The sequence below is a fragment of the Streptomyces sp. NPDC058683 genome (genome assembly GCF_042716195.1).
Taxonomy (GTDB): domain Bacteria; phylum Actinomycetota; class Actinomycetes; order Streptomycetales; family Streptomycetaceae; genus Streptomyces.
The window spans coordinates 69,063-83,445 of record NZ_JBHXSK010000030.1 but is presented as its reverse complement, the minus strand read 5'-3'; the positions used below and the strand labels follow the sequence as shown (position 1 = coordinate 83,445).

The window sequence follows — 14,383 nt, the reverse complement described above, 5'->3', positions numbered from 1 at the left end:
GTCAGCCGTCCAGCACCTTGGCGAGCACCTCCAGGGCCTCCGGGTAGACCCGCTCCCGGGGCGTCCCGTACCCGACGACCAGGCCCTGCGGCCGCCCCGCACCGCCGCCCGTGTGCCAGTGCTCCCCGAGGCCGCCCACCGCCAGCCCCGCCGCCTCCGCACGGGCCAGCGTCTCCTTCTCGCCGGCCACGGTGACGAGCGCGTGCAGCCCGGCCGCGATCCCCCGCACGTCCCGTCCGGCACCCAGCCGCCCCAGCAGCTGGTCCCGGCGCCGCCGGTAGCGCAACCGGCACGCGCGCACGTGCCGGTCGTAGGCATGGCTCTCGATCAGCTCGGCGAGCGCCAGCTGCCCGATGGACTCGGTGTGATGATCGCTGTGCAGCTTGGCGTCGGCGACGGCGTCGACGAGATGCGGCGGCAGCACCATCCACCCGAGCCGCAGCGCGGGCCCCAGCGTCTTGGAAGCGGTCCCCAGATACACGACCTGCCCCGGCGCCATCCCCTGCAGGGCACCCACGGGCTGCCGGTCGTAGCGGAACTCCCCGTCGTAGTCGTCCTCGACGATCACCCCGCCACGCGCGCGTGCCCACTCCACCACGGCCCGCCGCCGCTCCGGATGCAGGGTGACTCCGGTCGGATACTGATGGGCCGGGGTGAGGACGACCGCCCCCGCGTCCCCCAGCTCCGCCGCCCGCGCCCCTCGTTCGTCCACCCGCACCGGCACCACGGTCCCGCCGTTCTTCCGCACCACCTCCCGGTGGAAGGGCATCCCGGGGTCCTCCATGGCCACGGCGGCGCCCCCGCCCAGCACCCGGGTGAGCAGCGCGAGCCCCTGCACGTACCCGGAGGTGATCACGATCCGCTCCGGCGGCGCCACCACCCCGCGGGCCCGCACCAGATACCCCGACAGCGCGGTCCGCAGCTCGATCCGCCCGCGCGGATCGCCGTAGTCGTACGCCAGGGAGGGCGCGCCGGTGATGGCCCGCCGCAGGGCCCGCAACCAGGCGGCCGCCGGGAACGCCCCGGTGTCCGGCCCACCGGGCCGCAGATCGAAAAGAGGCGCACGCGCGCGTGCGGCGGCTTCGGGAGCGTCGGAGGCGGCGGAGGGGAGGGTGGCGACGCGGGTCCCGGACCCCTGGCGAGCGGTCAGATACCCCTCGGCGACGAGCTGGTCGTAGGCGGCCTTGGCGGTCCCCCGGGAGATCCCCAGCTCGGCGGCGAGCCGCCGGGTGGCAGGCAACCGGACCCCGGGCAGCAGCTGCCCGACGCGAACGGCGTCCCGCAGGGCACGCTCCAGCCCGACCCGCCGTCCGTCGCCGGTATCACCCTCCAGGTGCAGTACGACGGCACTCCAGAAGTCGTCCACTCGTAACCCCCGTCGACTGGATCCACCTACGCAGAACACAACAATGGCCGGGCACCCACCCAGGTACCCGGCCATTCACTCCATACGTCAGCTCTTGAGCGAAGCCATCCACGCCTCGACCTCGTCCGACCGCCGGGGCAGCCCCGCGGAGAGGTTCCGGTTCCCGTCGGCCGTCACGAGGATGTCGTCCTCGATCCGCACGCCGATCCCCCGGTATCCCTCCGGAACGGTCAGGTCGTCGGCCTGGAAGTACAGTCCCGGCTCGACGGTCAGCACCATCCCCGGCTCGAGGACGCCCTCCACGTACGTCTCGGTCCGCGCGGCAGCGCAGTCGTGGACGTCGAGCCCGAGCATGTGCCCCGTCCCGTGCAGTGTCCACCGGCGCTGCAGCCCGAGCTCCAGCACCCGCTCCACCGGCCCCTCCACGAGCCCCCACTCGACGAGCCGCTCGGCCAGCACCCGCTGCGCGGCGTCGTGGAAGTCGCGGTACTTGGCGCCCGGCTGCACCGCCGCGATGCCGGCCTCCTGGGCGTCGTACACCGCGTCGTAGATCTTCTTCTGCAGCTCGCCGTACGTGCCGTTGATCGGCAGTGTGCGCGTGACGTCGGCGGTGTAGAGGCTGTGTGTCTCCACGCCGGCGTCCAGGAGGAGCAGGTCGCCCGAGCGCACCGGGCCGTCGTTGCGGACCCAGTGCAGGGTGCAGGCGTGCGGGCCGGCCGCGCAGATGGAGCCGTAGCCGATGTCGTTGCCCTCCACGCGCGCGCGGAGGAAGAACGTGCCCTCGATGTAGCGCTCGGACGTGGCCTCGGCCTTGTCGAGGACCTTCACCACGTCCTCGAAGCCGCGGACCGTGGAGTCGACGGCCTTCTGCAGCTCGCCGACCTCCCACTCGTCCTTGACCAGCCGCGCCTCGGAGAGGAAGACGCGCAGTTCCTCGTCGCGCTCGGCGGTGACCTTGTCGGTCAGCGCGGCCTCGAGGCCGGCGTCGTACCCGCGGACGACCCGCACCGGGCCGGTGGCCTCGCGCAGCTTGTCGGCGAGTTCGCGGACGTCGGCGGCGGGGATGCCGTAGAGCGCCTCGGACTCGGTCAGGGAGTGGCGGCGGCCCACCCACAGCTCGCCCTGCCCGGAGAGCCAGAACTCGCCGTTCTCGCGGTCGGAGCGGGGCAGCAGATAGACGGTGGCCACATGGCCGTCGTCCTTCGGCTCCAGGACGAGTACGCCGTCCTCCGTCTGGTCGCCGGTGAGATAGACGTACTCGACCGACGCCCGGAACGGGTAGTCCGTGTCGTTCGATCGGGTCTTCAGGTTGCCGGCCGGGATCACCAGGCGGTCGCCCGGGAAGCGGGCGGACAGCTCGGCGCGGCGGCGGGCGGTGTGCTCGGCCTGCTCGACGGGCGTCAGGTCGCGCAGCTCCGTGTCGGCCCAGCCCGACTTCATGTTCTCGGCGAGCTCGTCGGACACGCCCGGGTACAGGCCGTTCTTGCGCTGCTTGATCGGCTCTTCCGGCTCGGTTTCCGGGGTCTCCGGTGTGAGCTCGTCGGCCACGGTCATCCTCCTCGACACTGCACTGGATCCCGTCCATCGTACGGTCGTACCGAACGGTGCCCCAGGGCCGGACGACTCCTGACCGGGTGGCCTGGCCTTTTGACTGACCGATCAGTCGAAACGGGCCGCGAGCAGCACCACGTCCTCCTCGCTGCCGGCCGAGTCCAGTCCGTTCGGCAGCACCGTGCGCAGCACGTGGTCGGCGATCGCCCCGGGGTCGTGGCGCAGCGCGCGCGGGACGCTCGCGGCGGCCGCGTGCAGCCGGGCGAAGGCGCGGTCCATGGGGTCGCCGGTGCGGTGCAGCAGCCCGTCGGTGTAGAGGAGCACCGTTTCCCCGGCCTCGGCCTCGATCTCCACGCTGGGCGCCTCCCAGCAGGCCAGCATCCCGAGCGGCGCCGAGACCGACGTCTCCGCGAACTCGGTGCGGTGCTCCCCGATCAGCAGCGGCGGGCTGTGTCCGGCCCCGGCCAGGGTGACCTTGCGCAGCGCGGGCTCGCAGTAGGCGAACAGGGCGGTGGCGGAGCGGGCCGGTTCGGTCAGCCGCAGCAGCAGCTCGAGGTCGGAGAGGACCGCGACCGGGTCCTCGCCCTCCATCACGGCGTACGCCCGCAGGGAGGCCCGCAGCCGGCCCATGGCGGCCACCGCGCTGGGCCCGGAGCCGGTGACCGAGCCGACCGCGAGGCCGAGGGCGGCGTCGGGCAGCGGCAGCGCGTCGTACCAGTCGCCGCCGCCGCGCGGGCCGGTGCGGTGCCGGGCGGCGAGCTGGACGCCGGCCACCCGGGGCAGCCGGGAGGGGAGCAGCTCCTCGGCGATGGTCGCCATGCACGCGCGCGTGCGCTCGACTTCCAGCAGCCGGGCCAGGTGCTCGGCGGCGAAGCGGACGTACAGGCCGATGAGATGACGCTGGCGCTCGTTCGGCTCGGCCGGCTCGTCGTACAGCCAGAGGACCGCGCCCAGGCGGGCGGCCGCGTCGGTGGTCAGGGGGAGCGCGTAACTGGCGGCGTAGCCGAGGCGGGCGGCGACCTCGCGGTGCCGGGGGTCCAGGCCGTCCTCGGCGAACAGGTCGGGGTGGACGATCTCGGCGGCGGTGCCGGTGTCGTACGGCAGCGCGCCGCTCGGGACGGTCTCCATGTGGCCGAGGTCCGCGCGGCCGAGTCCGAGGCCGAGCGTGGTGTTCGGGCCGAGGCCGTCGGCGGGCTCCAGCGCCACGAGACCGCGCCGGGCGCCCACGAGGGCGGTACCGGCGCGCAGCAGCTCCTGGAGGGCGGGCTCCAGTCCGTCGGTGCGGGCGAGCCGTTCGGTCAGTTCGTGAAGGGTGGTGAGGTCGGAGACCCAGCCGGCCAGCCGGTCCTGGAGGAGGGTGCCCGGCGCTGGTGCGGCGGGGGCCTTCGGGACGGGAGGTGCGCCCGGGGCGGGGGGGACCGGGGCGACAGTGTGTGCGGGCGTGGGGACCGTTGAATCGATTCCAGCCACTTTCGGAGGGTGCGGGGCGTTCATCGTGTCCGGCTTTCAGACCTGTGCGTATTGCTCAAAAGCATCGCAAACCCCCATGTCTTTCTGCGCCGCTAGCGGTGTCTCCACATGTACACGCACTCGTGAGGGGATGTCCAGCATTGTCCTGCCGGGATTCCTGGTGTCCGTGGGTCTCCCGGTGACTTCTCCCGGACGGCTTGCACAAAAGCAAAGTTGGCTTAAAACTGACTCGGGTAACGGTTCATTGCGGTCGACTGGCCTTGCTCCACGGAGCGTCACAGCGGTCGTGATGGGTACGTACTCGGAGAAGGCCAGGGGTGGTTGGGGATCACCCGGAACCTGGCGACGGACCCGGGCGTCTTAACCACCGACGACCGTGCCCCATCCTCCCGTGGCGGCGGCGGAGAGAAACACTCGGAACGGCAAAACGCCAGACTTCGCCACCCCCACGCCGTGGCCGTGCTTTTGATAGACGCAGTATTGGATGCGGGCGCGGCCCCCGGCTCGACCCTTTGGGGTTCCCCTTGCCAGTGCAGGGGTGTGATGCGCCAACAGGTACGCACAGTGAAGTGATCGACACATGATGTGATGTGGTCCACGGTGTTGCCAGCGGTGCAACGGAAAGGAACGAGCGCTCATGCGCGAGATCCTCGGAAGGCGACGCAGGCTCCTGTCCAGGCGAAAAGACAAGGGGCCTGATTTTCTCGGCGCGGCCCTGACTTTCGCGACGGAATGGCAGTGGCCCGTACTCCCGGGTGTGGCCCCGGACCCGCAGGGCCGGGCCCGCTGTGCCTGCCCCGACCCGGAGTGCACGGTGCCCGGTGCGCACCCCTTCGACCCCGGTCTGCTCGCCGCCACCACCGACGAGCGCATGGTGCGCTGGTGGTGGGGCAACCGGCCGGCCGCGCCGATCGTCCTCGCTACCGGAGCCACCGGCGGAACGGCGCCCTGCGCGGTCAGTCTGCCCGCCCTCGCGGCCTCCCATGCCCTTGCTCTTCTCGACCGCCGAGGCATGCGCCTCGGCCCGGTGGTCGCGGCGCCCACCCGCTGGGCGCTGCTCGTCAAGCCGTACTCCATGGAGCAGTTGGGCGAGCTGCTGTACGCCAAGGACTTCGTCCCCGGCTCGCTCCGCTTCCACGGGGAGGGCGGCTATCTCGCCCTGCCCCCCTCCGAGACCGGCCAGGGTGCCATCCGCTGGGAGCGCGCCCCGCTGCCCGGCTCGGCCAAGCCCTGGGTGCCCGATGTGGAGGCCGTGGTGGACGCCGTGGTCGACGCCCTCACCCGTACGGGTGTGAGCGCACCCGAGTTGTAAGGGTGTCGGGCGCGAGAACCCGGCTTCTCGTGCCTCGCTGGTTATCTTCCGCACATGCTGCGTAATTCTGGGGGGCAACCCCCAGACCCCCGACTACGTCTGCTCGCCCTCGTGGGTGTCATGGTGTGCGCGGTCGCGCTGCCGCTGACCGTGGCGTCCGCGGGGCAGGTGGGCGACGCCGCCGGACACCCCGCCCGAAGTGACGACGAGAAGCTGCCGGCCCCCGTCCGGTCCCCCCTCGTGCTCGGCCTCGGCCTGGCCACGGCCGCCCGCTGCGGTCCCGAACTCACCTCCCCCGGCGGAGTGGAGGCGCAGACCTGTGTGATGGCCCAGGGCGCGGACACCTGGGCGCGCACCTACTACCGCAACGCCACCGGGGCGGACCTGGAGCCCGTGCTGAGCCTCCTGGGCCCGCACGGCCGCACCGTGCAGACGCACTGCCCCGCGGACGCCGCCGACGAGCCCGCCACCTGTGAGACGCCCCGGGAGCACACGCGGGGCGCGCTGGACGCCTACACGGCCGTCACGGAGTTCGCGGCGCGCGACGGCGACGGACCGCTGCTGCTGCGCAGCGCGAGCAACTCGGCAAGTGACCCCGGGAGCGGTTCCGGCAGTGACTCCGGGAGCGGGGCTGCGGGTGGCGCCGGAAGCGACTTCGGGAGGGGCGCCGCGGGCGGCTCGGCCGACGGCTCCGGAGACTCGTACGAGAGCAACTCCGGTGGGTCAAACGGCAGTTGACGTATCGCTACGGTCCGTACACCGGACGCCGGCATGCACGCGGGCATGAAAAGGCCCGGTTGCTGGCGACGGGGGATGCACCAGCAACCGGGCTACTGAGACGGTAACAAGAGATCGGCGGTTCGCAAATTCGATCTCGGCTATTCGGACACGTATTTGCTTGCCACATAGGGAAGTTGTGACAGGAGTCACCCGAGTCAACGGGTCCGGAGCGGCTGACCGGTCGGTCAGCCGCGTCCCTCCGCCGACCGTGATCGTCAGCTGAGCGTGACCTGCCGGTTGGTGAGCCCGCCACGGGCCCGGCGCTCGTCCGCCGTGAGCGGTGCCTCCGAGGCCAGAGCGGTCGCGAGCCGCTCGGCGAACTCGGCGGCCGGCTTCTCCACGTCCTCGGCGCCGACCCCGCTCGGCAGGTCCCAGACCGGCACGGTGAGACCGTGGGCGCGGAACGATCCGACCAGCCGGGTCCCCTCGCCGAGGCCGGACCTGCCCGCCGCGTGCAGCCGCGCGAGAGCGTCCAGAAGCTGCTCCTCGGGATACGGCATGACCCACCGCAGATGGTTCTTCTCGGGCGTCTCGCACCAGTAGGCGGAGTCGACGCCGGTCAGCTTCACCGTCGGGATGGCGGCCGCGTTGGCCCGCTCCAGGGAGGCGGTCACCTCCGCGCTGGCGTTCTCCGCGTCCTGCACCCAGAACTCGAAGCCGTCGTGCACGACCGGCACGAACGGGCCCTCGGGGTCGAGCAGGTCCTGCAGCCGGGGGCTGTCGGCGGGGGCGCGGCGGCCCTGCACGGGGGTGCCCGGCTCGGCGGCGAGGGCGCGCTGGAGGGTGTCGGCGAGGTCGCGGCTGATGTCGCCGGACGCCGTGTCGTTCTGCAGGCCGAGGAGGACGGTGCCGTCCTCGCGCCGGAGCGCCGGCCAGGCCATCGGCAGCACCGTCGCGAGCATGACCGAGGGGACGCCCTCGGGCAGGCCGTCCTTCAGGGTCAGTTCGGCCGTGGCGGCGGGGACCAGCTCGCGCAGTGCCACCCAGTCGCCCTCGCCGGACAGGCCCTCGAACGGGCGGTGCACCAGCTCGGTCGCCGCGTGTGCGGCCGCCCGGCCGTGGCACGCCTTGTAGCGCCGGCCGCTGCCGCAGGGGCAGGGTTCACGGGCACCGACAACCGGAAAGTCTCCATCAGCGCCTTGGGCCCGGGCCGCATCGCTGAGCTGCGGCCGCGTGGCCTTTGTCTGGGGTCGCTTCTTGGCCATCTGGGTGTCTCCCGGTTACGGCTCGTCTCGTACTGGCGGGAGCCTAGCCGTTCACGCCCCGGACCACGGGTACCTGTGGACAGAGCCGCGCAGCGGGCTCCGCAGGACCGGGTCGGTACGGCTCGGTACAGGCCGGTACCGGTCAGTCCAAGTCGGTACCGGTCAGTCCGAGTCGGTATACCGGTCAGTCCAGGTCGTCGAACGCGTCGGCGAAGTCCAGGCCGGCCATTTCCGGGGCCGCGGGTGTCGTGACGCGCGTAGCGAAGGCGTCGCGGCGGACCGTGCCATCCGGATCACTCACGTCCTTCTGGACCACGACCCAGACCGTCACCTCGCCCCGGGCGTCGTCCCGGACCCCCCAGTCGTCCGCCAGGGCCGTGATGATGTTCAGCCCGCGGCCGCCGTGTGCCGTGACCGACGGGGTCATGGGAGCCGGGCGGGTCGGTCCGCCGCCGTCCGTCACCTCGACGATCAGCCGGCCGCGCGTGTCAACTCGCCAGGCGGCCCGGACGTCGCCGTCCCCGGCCAGCGCGTCCCCCAAGGGACGCCCGTGTTTGCACGCATTGCTCAAAAGTTCGGAAAGGATAAGTACGGCATCGTCGATGACCGATTCCGATACGCCACCGGTGCGCAACTGATCACGCATGCGGTGCCTCGCCTTCCCCACGCCCGCAGGGCCATGGGGTACGGCCATGCTCGACGACGTGGGCACCTCCTGTGCCACCACCAACGCCACCCCCGAGACCTCCTTTGCCCCACGCCACGGTGTGGATGCCCCATCGGCCTGAACCGGAAACCGGCCAATGAATGTCCGGTGACGCATTCGCAACGAACGAATGCGGACCGAACGCGCCGGAGCACACCCTGTGACGGGTTCGTCGCCATATCCCCCAGGCATGGCTTCGTGTGGCTGAATTTCGATGGTGTGGCCGATACGTGAGGATGCTGTGAGTGCGCCGTGGGGTCAAGGGGTGCGGGGATTCCTTACGCGACTCTTTATCTGAGCCTCGATCAGCACGTCGATCAGCATCTCGATCAGCATCTCGATCAGCACGTCCAGGGCACGTCGATCAGCGGCACGGGCCCCGGGTCGTCGGACTCATCGCCCGAGCCGCCGCAGCACCGCCCCCGGCCGGTTGGTGATGATCGCGTCGATACCGAGCTCCAGGCACAGATCCACGTCCTCCGGCTCGTTCACCGTCCAGACGTGCACCTGGTGGCCGTTCCGCTTCAGCCGTTCGACGTAGGTGGGGTGGTTGCGCACGATCCGGATCGAGGGGCCCGCGATCCGCACCCCGGCCGGCAGCCGGCCGTCGCGCAGCCGGGGCGAGAGGAACTGCAGCAGATAGACCGTCGGCAGCGTCGGCGAGGCCGCCCGCACCCGGTGCAGCGACCGCGCGGAGAAGCTCATGACCCGCACCTGTGACTCGGCCGCCGTGGCCGGGGCGTCCAGGCCGAACCGCTTCAGCAGGTGCATCAGCCGCTCCTCGACCTGCCCCGCCCACCGCGTGGGGTGCTTGGTCTCGATCGCCAGCTCCACCCGCCGCCCGGCGTCCGCGACCAGCTCCAGCAATCGCTCCAGTGTGAGTACGGAGGTGTCCGCGCGGTCCTCCGGCCGGAACTCCCATTCGGGCTCCTCGTCCCGTCCCCGCCAGGCCGGGCTCTTGCGCCACGAACCGAAGTCCAGGGCCGCCAGCTCCGCGAGCTCCAGGGCCGAGACGGCACCCCGCCCGTTGGACGTACGGTTGACCCGGCGGTCGTGGACACAGACCAGGTGGCCGTCCGCGGTCAGCCGGACGTCGCACTCCAGGGCGTCGGCGCCGTCCTCGATGGCCTTCTTGTAGGCGGCGAGCGTGTGCTCGGGGGCGTCCTCGGAGGCCCCGCGGTGCGCGACGACCTGGATGCGATGCTGTGGTGCGTGGGTCACCGCGACATGGTGCCATCGAGCGGGCGTACGTGGGGGCATCCCCGATGCCAGCAAAGGGAACTTTTGTCGGACAGGCCCTATATAAAGGTTATCGGTGTACCCACAGCCACCGCTTATGGTGCTCTGACGGCCTGTGGGAAAAGCTGACGGCATACAAAAGCACATGCACAGCTGAATCGCGCCGGACCGACAGCAAGCGTGAAAGAGCGTGACCGAGTGCGACCGAGAAGAAAAGCCGTGGACCGAGGAGAGAAGCTGTGAGCACCGAGAACGAGGGCAACCCGGTACCTCCGGCCCCGTCCGCACCTCCCGTGCCGCCGACGTCTCCCGCTGCTTCGCCGCAGGCAGCCGCGTCCGACGGCGGGGAAGCGCCGACCACCCCGATCCCGCCGGTGCCCCAGGGCACGCCCGCGGGTGACCCGTACGCGCACCCGCCGCAGGCCCCCGCCGAGGGTTCCTGGCCGCCCCCGGCCCCCGCGACCCCTTCCTACGCGGACGCCGGCGCGGGCGCAGGTGCGGCTGCCGGGGCGGGCTGGGGCTCGCCGTACGACCAGCAGCACCAGCAGTACCAGCAACACCAGCCGTTCCAGCAGCCGCAGCCCGCGCCGAAGAAGGGCAGCGGGCGCGGCGGTCTGATCGCCGCCGTTCTGGTGGCCGCGCTGGTCGCGGGCGGCGTCGGCGGCGGCCTCGGCTACACGCTGGCCAAGAACGACGACGACATGGGCTCCACGACCGTCTCCGCCTCCTCCGACGGCGGCGCCACCCAGGTCAAGCGCGCGGCCGGCACCATCGCGGCGGTGGCTCACAACGCGCTGCCCAGCACGGTCACCATCGAGGCCGAGTCGACCAGCGGCGAGGGCGGCACCGGCACCGGGTTCGTCTTCGACACCCAGGGCCACATCATCACCAACAACCACGTGGTCGCGGACGCCCTCGACGGCGGCAAGCTGAGCGCGACCTTCCCGGACGGCAAGAAGTACGACGCCGAGGTCGTCGGCCACGCGCAGGGCTACGACGTCGCGGTCATCAAGCTCAAGAACCCGCCGTCGGACCTCAAGCCGCTCGCCCTGGGCAACTCCGACGACGTGGCGGTCGGCGACGAGACGATCGCGATCGGCGCCCCCTTCGGCCTGTCCAACACGGTCACCACGGGCATCATCAGCGCCAAGAACCGCCCGGTGGCCTCCAGCGACGGCAGCTCCACCAGCAAGGCGTCCTACATGAGCGCCCTGCAGACCGACGCCTCCATCAACCCGGGCAACTCCGGCGGCCCGCTGATGAACGCCTCCGGCGCGGTGATCGGCATCAACTCCGCGATCCAGTCCGCCTCCAGCGGCGGCCTGGGCAGCACCGGGCAGTCGGGCTCGATCGGCCTGGGCTTCGCCATCCCGATCAACCAGGCCAAGTACGTGGCCCAGCAGCTGATCAAGACCGGCAAGCCGGTCTACGCGAAGATCGGCGCCTCGGTGTCCCTGGAAGACTCGACGAACGGTGCGCAGATCACCGACGCCGGCACGGGCGGCTCCGCCGCGGTCGAGTCGGGCGGCCCCGCGGACAAGGCCGGCCTCAAGCCCGGCGACGTCATCACCAAGCTCGACGACTCGGTGATCGACAGCGGCCCGACCCTGATCGGCGAGATCTGGACCCACAAGCCCGAGGACAAGGTCCAGATCACCTACAAGCGGGGCGGCAGCGAGCACACGGTCACCGTCACGCTCGGCTCCCGCGTCGGCGACAACTGACCCGCACCCGCGCGCACGAACCGGTCACCCTGTTCCCCGCGCCGATCTCGGTCGGCGCGGGGTGGGGTGACCGAGCGGCCTGAGGGACGGTCTTGAAAGACGTGAGGACGCGAAAGCGTCCCCGTGGGCTCGGATCGCACCACCACCGGGCCATAGACGTGCTGGTCAGAAGGGGTGCCTCTCGCTGAGGGGCACCCCTTCTGCGTGGAGCGTGACTCACCTTGATCCGGCTCTGCCGCGTTGTGGATCACGTCGTGCGGACCAGGCGTGGCCAAGGCGTGGACCACGAAACCGTGCACGTGACCGGCTCGGTTCATCGCTGGACGCAGGTTGGGGACGAGGTGGGCGGCAGGCACGTCGGTGGCGTACGGCCCTGCCCGGCCCGACCGGCAGCCTGGTCCGCCCCGGTTGTGGTGCCCAGGACCCGCCGCAGCTCCTCGACGGACGGCGCTCCGCCGATCCGGCCGTCCGCTCCGCGGTAGAGCCGGCAGGACAGGCCGGCCTCGGCCCCCGGGGCGGCGAACGGGTCGCGCCCGTCGACCAGCAGCGTCGGCGAGCCGTACATGCCCCGGTGCTCGGCCTCGGCCTGGTCGCCGACCACGTTCTCGGTCAGTTCCACGTCCGTACGTCCGGCGAGCGCGAGCACCAGCCTCTCCTTGAGCACCGGGCCGTTCGGGCAGTCCGGGACCGTCAGCATCTCCACGCGCATCGGCGTCACCCCCAAGTCACGCGGCCCTACGCTAGACCTTCCATCGCGCTGGAAGGTCAAGGGTTAGCGTGAAGGTATGCGCATCGGAGCCCTCGCCGCCGCCACCGGCACCACCACCAAGACTCTGCGCTTCTACGAGCAGGCCGGGCTGTTGGAGGAGCCGCCGCGCACCCCGGGCGGCTACCGCGACTACCCGGTCCACGCTCAGGCCCGGGTCGGCTTCATCCGCTCCGCCCAGGCGGCCGGCCTCAGCCTCGCCGAGATCCGTGACATCCTCGCGATCCGCGACAGCGGCCAGGCACCGTGCGCGCACGTCTCCGCGTTGCTCGACCAGCACCTCGCCGACGTCGACCGAAGGATCGCCGAACTGGACGCGACGCGCGCCATGCTCCGGGAACTGGCCCGCGCCGCCTCGGCCACCGACCCCTCCACCTGCACCGAGGGGCACATCTGCCGCATCCTCACAGCCGACTGACGCCGTCAGCGCCACAGATGGGGGTCTTCATCGATCACTCCTCCCGGTCGGGGAGGGCACGCCCCGACCGTCGACCCCCTAAGTGATCAAGCAAGCACAAATCGCCACCCAGGAGTTCTCGTTGAAGCCCCACGCGCGCCACCGCCGATACCGGTAAGCCTCCCGTCCTGACCGGCTCTGGTGTCCTTCGGCGGCTGACGGCCGCTCGCTCAGCACTGGTGCCACCGGCGAGCAGAACGGAGCCGGTGGACCCGGAGTGGACCAAGAACCCCGCGCGCGGCCGGGGGCCGGTACTCTGTACCCGCTCCGCCCCCTGGTGGACGGGGCAGGAGGTGGGTTGCCCGAGCGGCCTAAGGGAACGGTCTTGAAAACCGTCGTGGCAGCGATGTCACCGTGGGTTCAAATCCCACACCCACCGCGGCCGGTGTAAGGGGCGCTCCTCAGAGAGGGGTGCCCCTTACGCATGGGGGCTGGACGGGTGTCGTCGGCTTGGGGAAGCATCAGGCATGCGCTCAGGTGACTGGCAGTTGACCGAAGACGTCGACGACTTTCTCGTCCGGGCCGGCGACTTCCTGCGCTCCCGGCCCGGCCCGCACGTCATGCAGCTGACCTGGGCCGAGAGAGTGCGAACGGGGCGGGCGGCCGGGTTCGGCGGCGAAGCCCCCGTCTTCGGTGTGCTGGAGCGGGCGGGCGAGGTGCAGGCCACCTTCTATCGCCTTCCGCCCCGTGGCTACGGTCTCTCCCCGCTCACGCCCGAGCAGGCCGACTCCCTCGCCGCCCGCCTGGCCGCCCTCGGTCAAACCGTCCCCTCCGTCAGCGCGGACCACAGCACGGCCACCGCCTTCGCCGAGGCCTGGCAGCGGCGCACCGGCGCGACACCGGGACTCCGCGACACGCGGCTGCGTCTGTACCGCCTCGGCACGCTCACCCCACCGGAGCCGCTGCCGGCGGGCCGAGGCCGGGTCCTGGGCGAGCAGGACCTCGATCAGGCCGTGTTCTGGTGCGGCGAGTTCGCCAAGGCCGTCGGGGAGGACGTCTCCCTCGACGCCGGCACGTGGGCCGACACCCGCTTCGCCGACAAGCGCTACACGCTCTGGGAGACCCCGGACGGCACTCCCGTCTCCGTCGCGGGCCTGAACCCGCAGATCGGCGGCCAGGTCCAGGTGGACATCGTGTACACCCCCGCCCACCTGCGCGGTCGCGGTTACGCGGGTGCCGTGACCGCGGAGGTGAGCCGGGCCGCGCTGGCCGCGGGCGCCAGGGACGTCGTCCTGTTCGCGGATCTGTCCAACCCCACCAGCAACGCCCTCTACCAGCGGCTCGGCTACCGCACGCTCACCGACTGGGCGGTGTACGACTTCCCGTACACCTTCTCGTACACCGCGTCAGAAGCCGGTTAGGGCCTCACCGGGACAGCAGGTCCTGCGGATCAGGCGTTGCGCCAGTCGTTGATCCGCTTCTCCCACTCCCTGTCGTCCGTCGTCTCCATGAACTCACGGCGGTTGATGAGCAGGTAGATCTCGCCGGCCGACGGGGAGGCGGTGGTGAGGATGAGGGGCTTGCCGGCGTTGAGGAGGCCTCCGAGGAAACGGCCGTAGAGGTCGGTGAAGCGGGTCTCGGCCGTGGTGATGTCCGCGCGGGTGAGGACGAGGGAGCCGGCCTCGGACCAGTTCGTGAGGACGAGTTCGTCGGGGTGCAGGACGATGCGCCCGCGGCGCTGGAAGAGCGCCTTCTGGCTGATGACCGCCGCGGCTTTGTCGGCTCCTTGCTTGCGGCTCAGTTCGTCGGCGGTGGCGGCGATGTAGTCGGCTTCGGCGAGTGCGGTGTCGTGGGTGCTGCTCATGTG

General features: G+C 71.4%; 12 protein-coding genes, 1 tRNA gene and 1 pseudogene. 6 read left to right on the top strand and 8 right to left on the bottom strand.

Translation table 11 applies throughout. The annotated features are described in order from the left end of the window. Position 1 precedes the first annotated feature (1 nt). From ACFWXC_RS30390 to ACFWXC_RS30380, 3 genes are all read right to left on the bottom strand, one after another. The gene (locus ACFWXC_RS30390) at positions 2 to 1,366 is read right to left on the bottom strand and encodes a PLP-dependent aminotransferase family protein (RefSeq protein ID WP_384483471.1); all 1,365 of its coding nucleotides are present in this window, start codon (positions 1,364 to 1,366) and stop codon (positions 2 to 4) included. A gap of 87 nt (positions 1,367 to 1,453) precedes the next feature. After that, on the bottom strand, positions 1,454 to 2,920 hold the full coding sequence (locus tag ACFWXC_RS30385) for an aminopeptidase P family protein (RefSeq protein ID WP_384483470.1): 1,467 nt from the start codon (positions 2,918 to 2,920) through the stop codon (positions 1,454 to 1,456). 105 nt (positions 2,921 to 3,025) lie between these two features. Next, entirely contained in the window at positions 3,026 to 4,411 is a 1,386-nt protein-coding gene (locus ACFWXC_RS30380; RefSeq protein WP_384483469.1) for a PP2C family protein-serine/threonine phosphatase, read from the bottom strand. 613 nt (positions 4,412 to 5,024) lie between these two features. On the opposite strand from ACFWXC_RS30380, the gene ACFWXC_RS30375 reads away from it, so the two are divergent. Together ACFWXC_RS30375 and ACFWXC_RS30370 are read left to right on the top strand one after the other, a co-directional pair. After that, positions 5,025 to 5,699: a bifunctional DNA primase/polymerase gene (locus ACFWXC_RS30375; protein ID WP_384483468.1), complete on the top strand. Its 675-nt coding sequence runs from the start codon at positions 5,025 to 5,027 to the stop codon at positions 5,697 to 5,699. A gap of 54 nt (positions 5,700 to 5,753) precedes the next feature. Beyond that, positions 5,754 to 6,302: pseudogene (locus tag ACFWXC_RS30370) on the top strand (hypothetical protein); the annotation flags it as partial. A gap of 392 nt (positions 6,303 to 6,694) precedes the next feature. Here the strand turns inward: ACFWXC_RS30370 and ACFWXC_RS30365 are convergent. The 3 genes from ACFWXC_RS30365 to ACFWXC_RS30355 all read right to left on the bottom strand — a co-directional run bounded on the left by ACFWXC_RS30365 (position 6,695) and on the right by ACFWXC_RS30355 (position 9,611). After that, on the bottom strand, positions 6,695 to 7,684 hold the full coding sequence (locus ACFWXC_RS30365) for a DUF5926 family protein (protein ID WP_384483467.1): 990 nt from the start codon (positions 7,682 to 7,684) through the stop codon (positions 6,695 to 6,697). 184 nt (positions 7,685 to 7,868) lie between these two features. Continuing rightward, positions 7,869 to 8,507 carry an ATP-binding protein gene (locus tag ACFWXC_RS30360; protein ID WP_384483466.1) on the bottom strand — a complete coding sequence of 213 codons (639 nt, stop codon included), beginning with the start codon at positions 8,505 to 8,507 and terminating at the stop codon, positions 7,869 to 7,871. 276 nt (positions 8,508 to 8,783) lie between these two features. Next, on the bottom strand, positions 8,784 to 9,611 hold the full coding sequence (locus ACFWXC_RS30355; protein ID WP_384483465.1) for a glycerophosphodiester phosphodiesterase: 828 nt from the start codon (positions 9,609 to 9,611) through the stop codon (positions 8,784 to 8,786). A 257-nt stretch (positions 9,612 to 9,868) separates the two neighbouring features. Here ACFWXC_RS30355 and ACFWXC_RS30350 point away from each other — a divergent pair, with 257 nt between their 5' ends. Beyond that, positions 9,869 to 11,353, top strand: a complete 1,485-nt coding sequence (locus ACFWXC_RS30350; RefSeq protein ID WP_384483464.1) for a S1C family serine protease — start codon at positions 9,869 to 9,871, stop codon at positions 11,351 to 11,353. Positions 11,354 to 11,666: 313 nt separating this feature from the next. Here the strand turns inward: ACFWXC_RS30350 and ACFWXC_RS30345 are convergent, their stop codons facing one another. After that, positions 11,667 to 12,062, bottom strand: a complete 396-nt coding sequence (locus tag ACFWXC_RS30345; RefSeq protein WP_384483463.1) for a hypothetical protein — start codon at positions 12,060 to 12,062, stop codon at positions 11,667 to 11,669. Between the two features lie 76 nt (positions 12,063 to 12,138). On the opposite strand from ACFWXC_RS30345, the gene ACFWXC_RS30340 reads away from it, so the two are divergent. The 3 genes from ACFWXC_RS30340 to ACFWXC_RS30330 all read left to right on the top strand — a co-directional run bounded on the left by ACFWXC_RS30340 (position 12,139) and on the right by ACFWXC_RS30330 (position 13,937). Continuing rightward, positions 12,139 to 12,537 (top strand): heavy metal-responsive transcriptional regulator, encoded by a 399-nt coding sequence (locus ACFWXC_RS30340; protein WP_384483462.1) that lies wholly within the window; start codon positions 12,139 to 12,141, stop codon positions 12,535 to 12,537. A gap of 331 nt (positions 12,538 to 12,868) precedes the next feature. Beyond that, positions 12,869 to 12,955, top strand: a tRNA-Ser gene (locus tag ACFWXC_RS30335). An 88-nt stretch (positions 12,956 to 13,043) separates the two neighbouring features. Next, positions 13,044 to 13,937, top strand: coding sequence for a GNAT family N-acetyltransferase (locus ACFWXC_RS30330; RefSeq protein ID WP_384483461.1), 894 nt, complete (start codon positions 13,044 to 13,046; stop codon positions 13,935 to 13,937). A 29-nt stretch (positions 13,938 to 13,966) separates the two neighbouring features. Here the strand turns inward: ACFWXC_RS30330 and ACFWXC_RS30325 are convergent, their stop codons facing one another. After that, a complete protein-coding gene (locus tag ACFWXC_RS30325; RefSeq protein ID WP_384483460.1) occupies positions 13,967 to 14,380 on the bottom strand; it encodes a hypothetical protein in 414 nt (137 codons plus the stop codon). Positions 14,381 to 14,383 lie beyond the last annotated feature (3 nt).

Coding starts and splice junctions, on each gene's coding strand:
- ACFWXC_RS30385 (WP_384483470.1), bottom strand. CDS start 2,920: ATGACCGTGGCCGACGAGCTCACACCGGAGACCCCGGAAACCGAGCCG.
- ACFWXC_RS30380 (WP_384483469.1), bottom strand. CDS start 4,411: ATGAACGCCCCGCACCCTCCGAAAGTGGCTGGAATCGATTCAACGGTC.
- ACFWXC_RS30375 (WP_384483468.1), top strand. CDS start 5,025: ATGCGCGAGATCCTCGGAAGGCGACGCAGGCTCCTGTCCAGGCGAAAA.
- ACFWXC_RS30365 (WP_384483467.1), bottom strand. CDS start 7,684: ATGGCCAAGAAGCGACCCCAGACAAAGGCCACGCGGCCGCAGCTCAGC.
- ACFWXC_RS30360 (WP_384483466.1), bottom strand. CDS start 8,507: ATGCGTCACCGGACATTCATTGGCCGGTTTCCGGTTCAGGCCGATGGG.
- ACFWXC_RS30345 (WP_384483463.1), bottom strand. CDS start 12,062: ATGCGCGTGGAGATGCTGACGGTCCCGGACTGCCCGAACGGCCCGGTG.
- ACFWXC_RS30340 (WP_384483462.1), top strand. CDS start 12,139: ATGCGCATCGGAGCCCTCGCCGCCGCCACCGGCACCACCACCAAGACT.
- ACFWXC_RS30330 (WP_384483461.1), top strand. CDS start 13,044: ATGCGCTCAGGTGACTGGCAGTTGACCGAAGACGTCGACGACTTTCTC.
- ACFWXC_RS30325 (WP_384483460.1), bottom strand. CDS start 14,380: ATGAGCAGCACCCACGACACCGCACTCGCCGAAGCCGACTACATCGCC.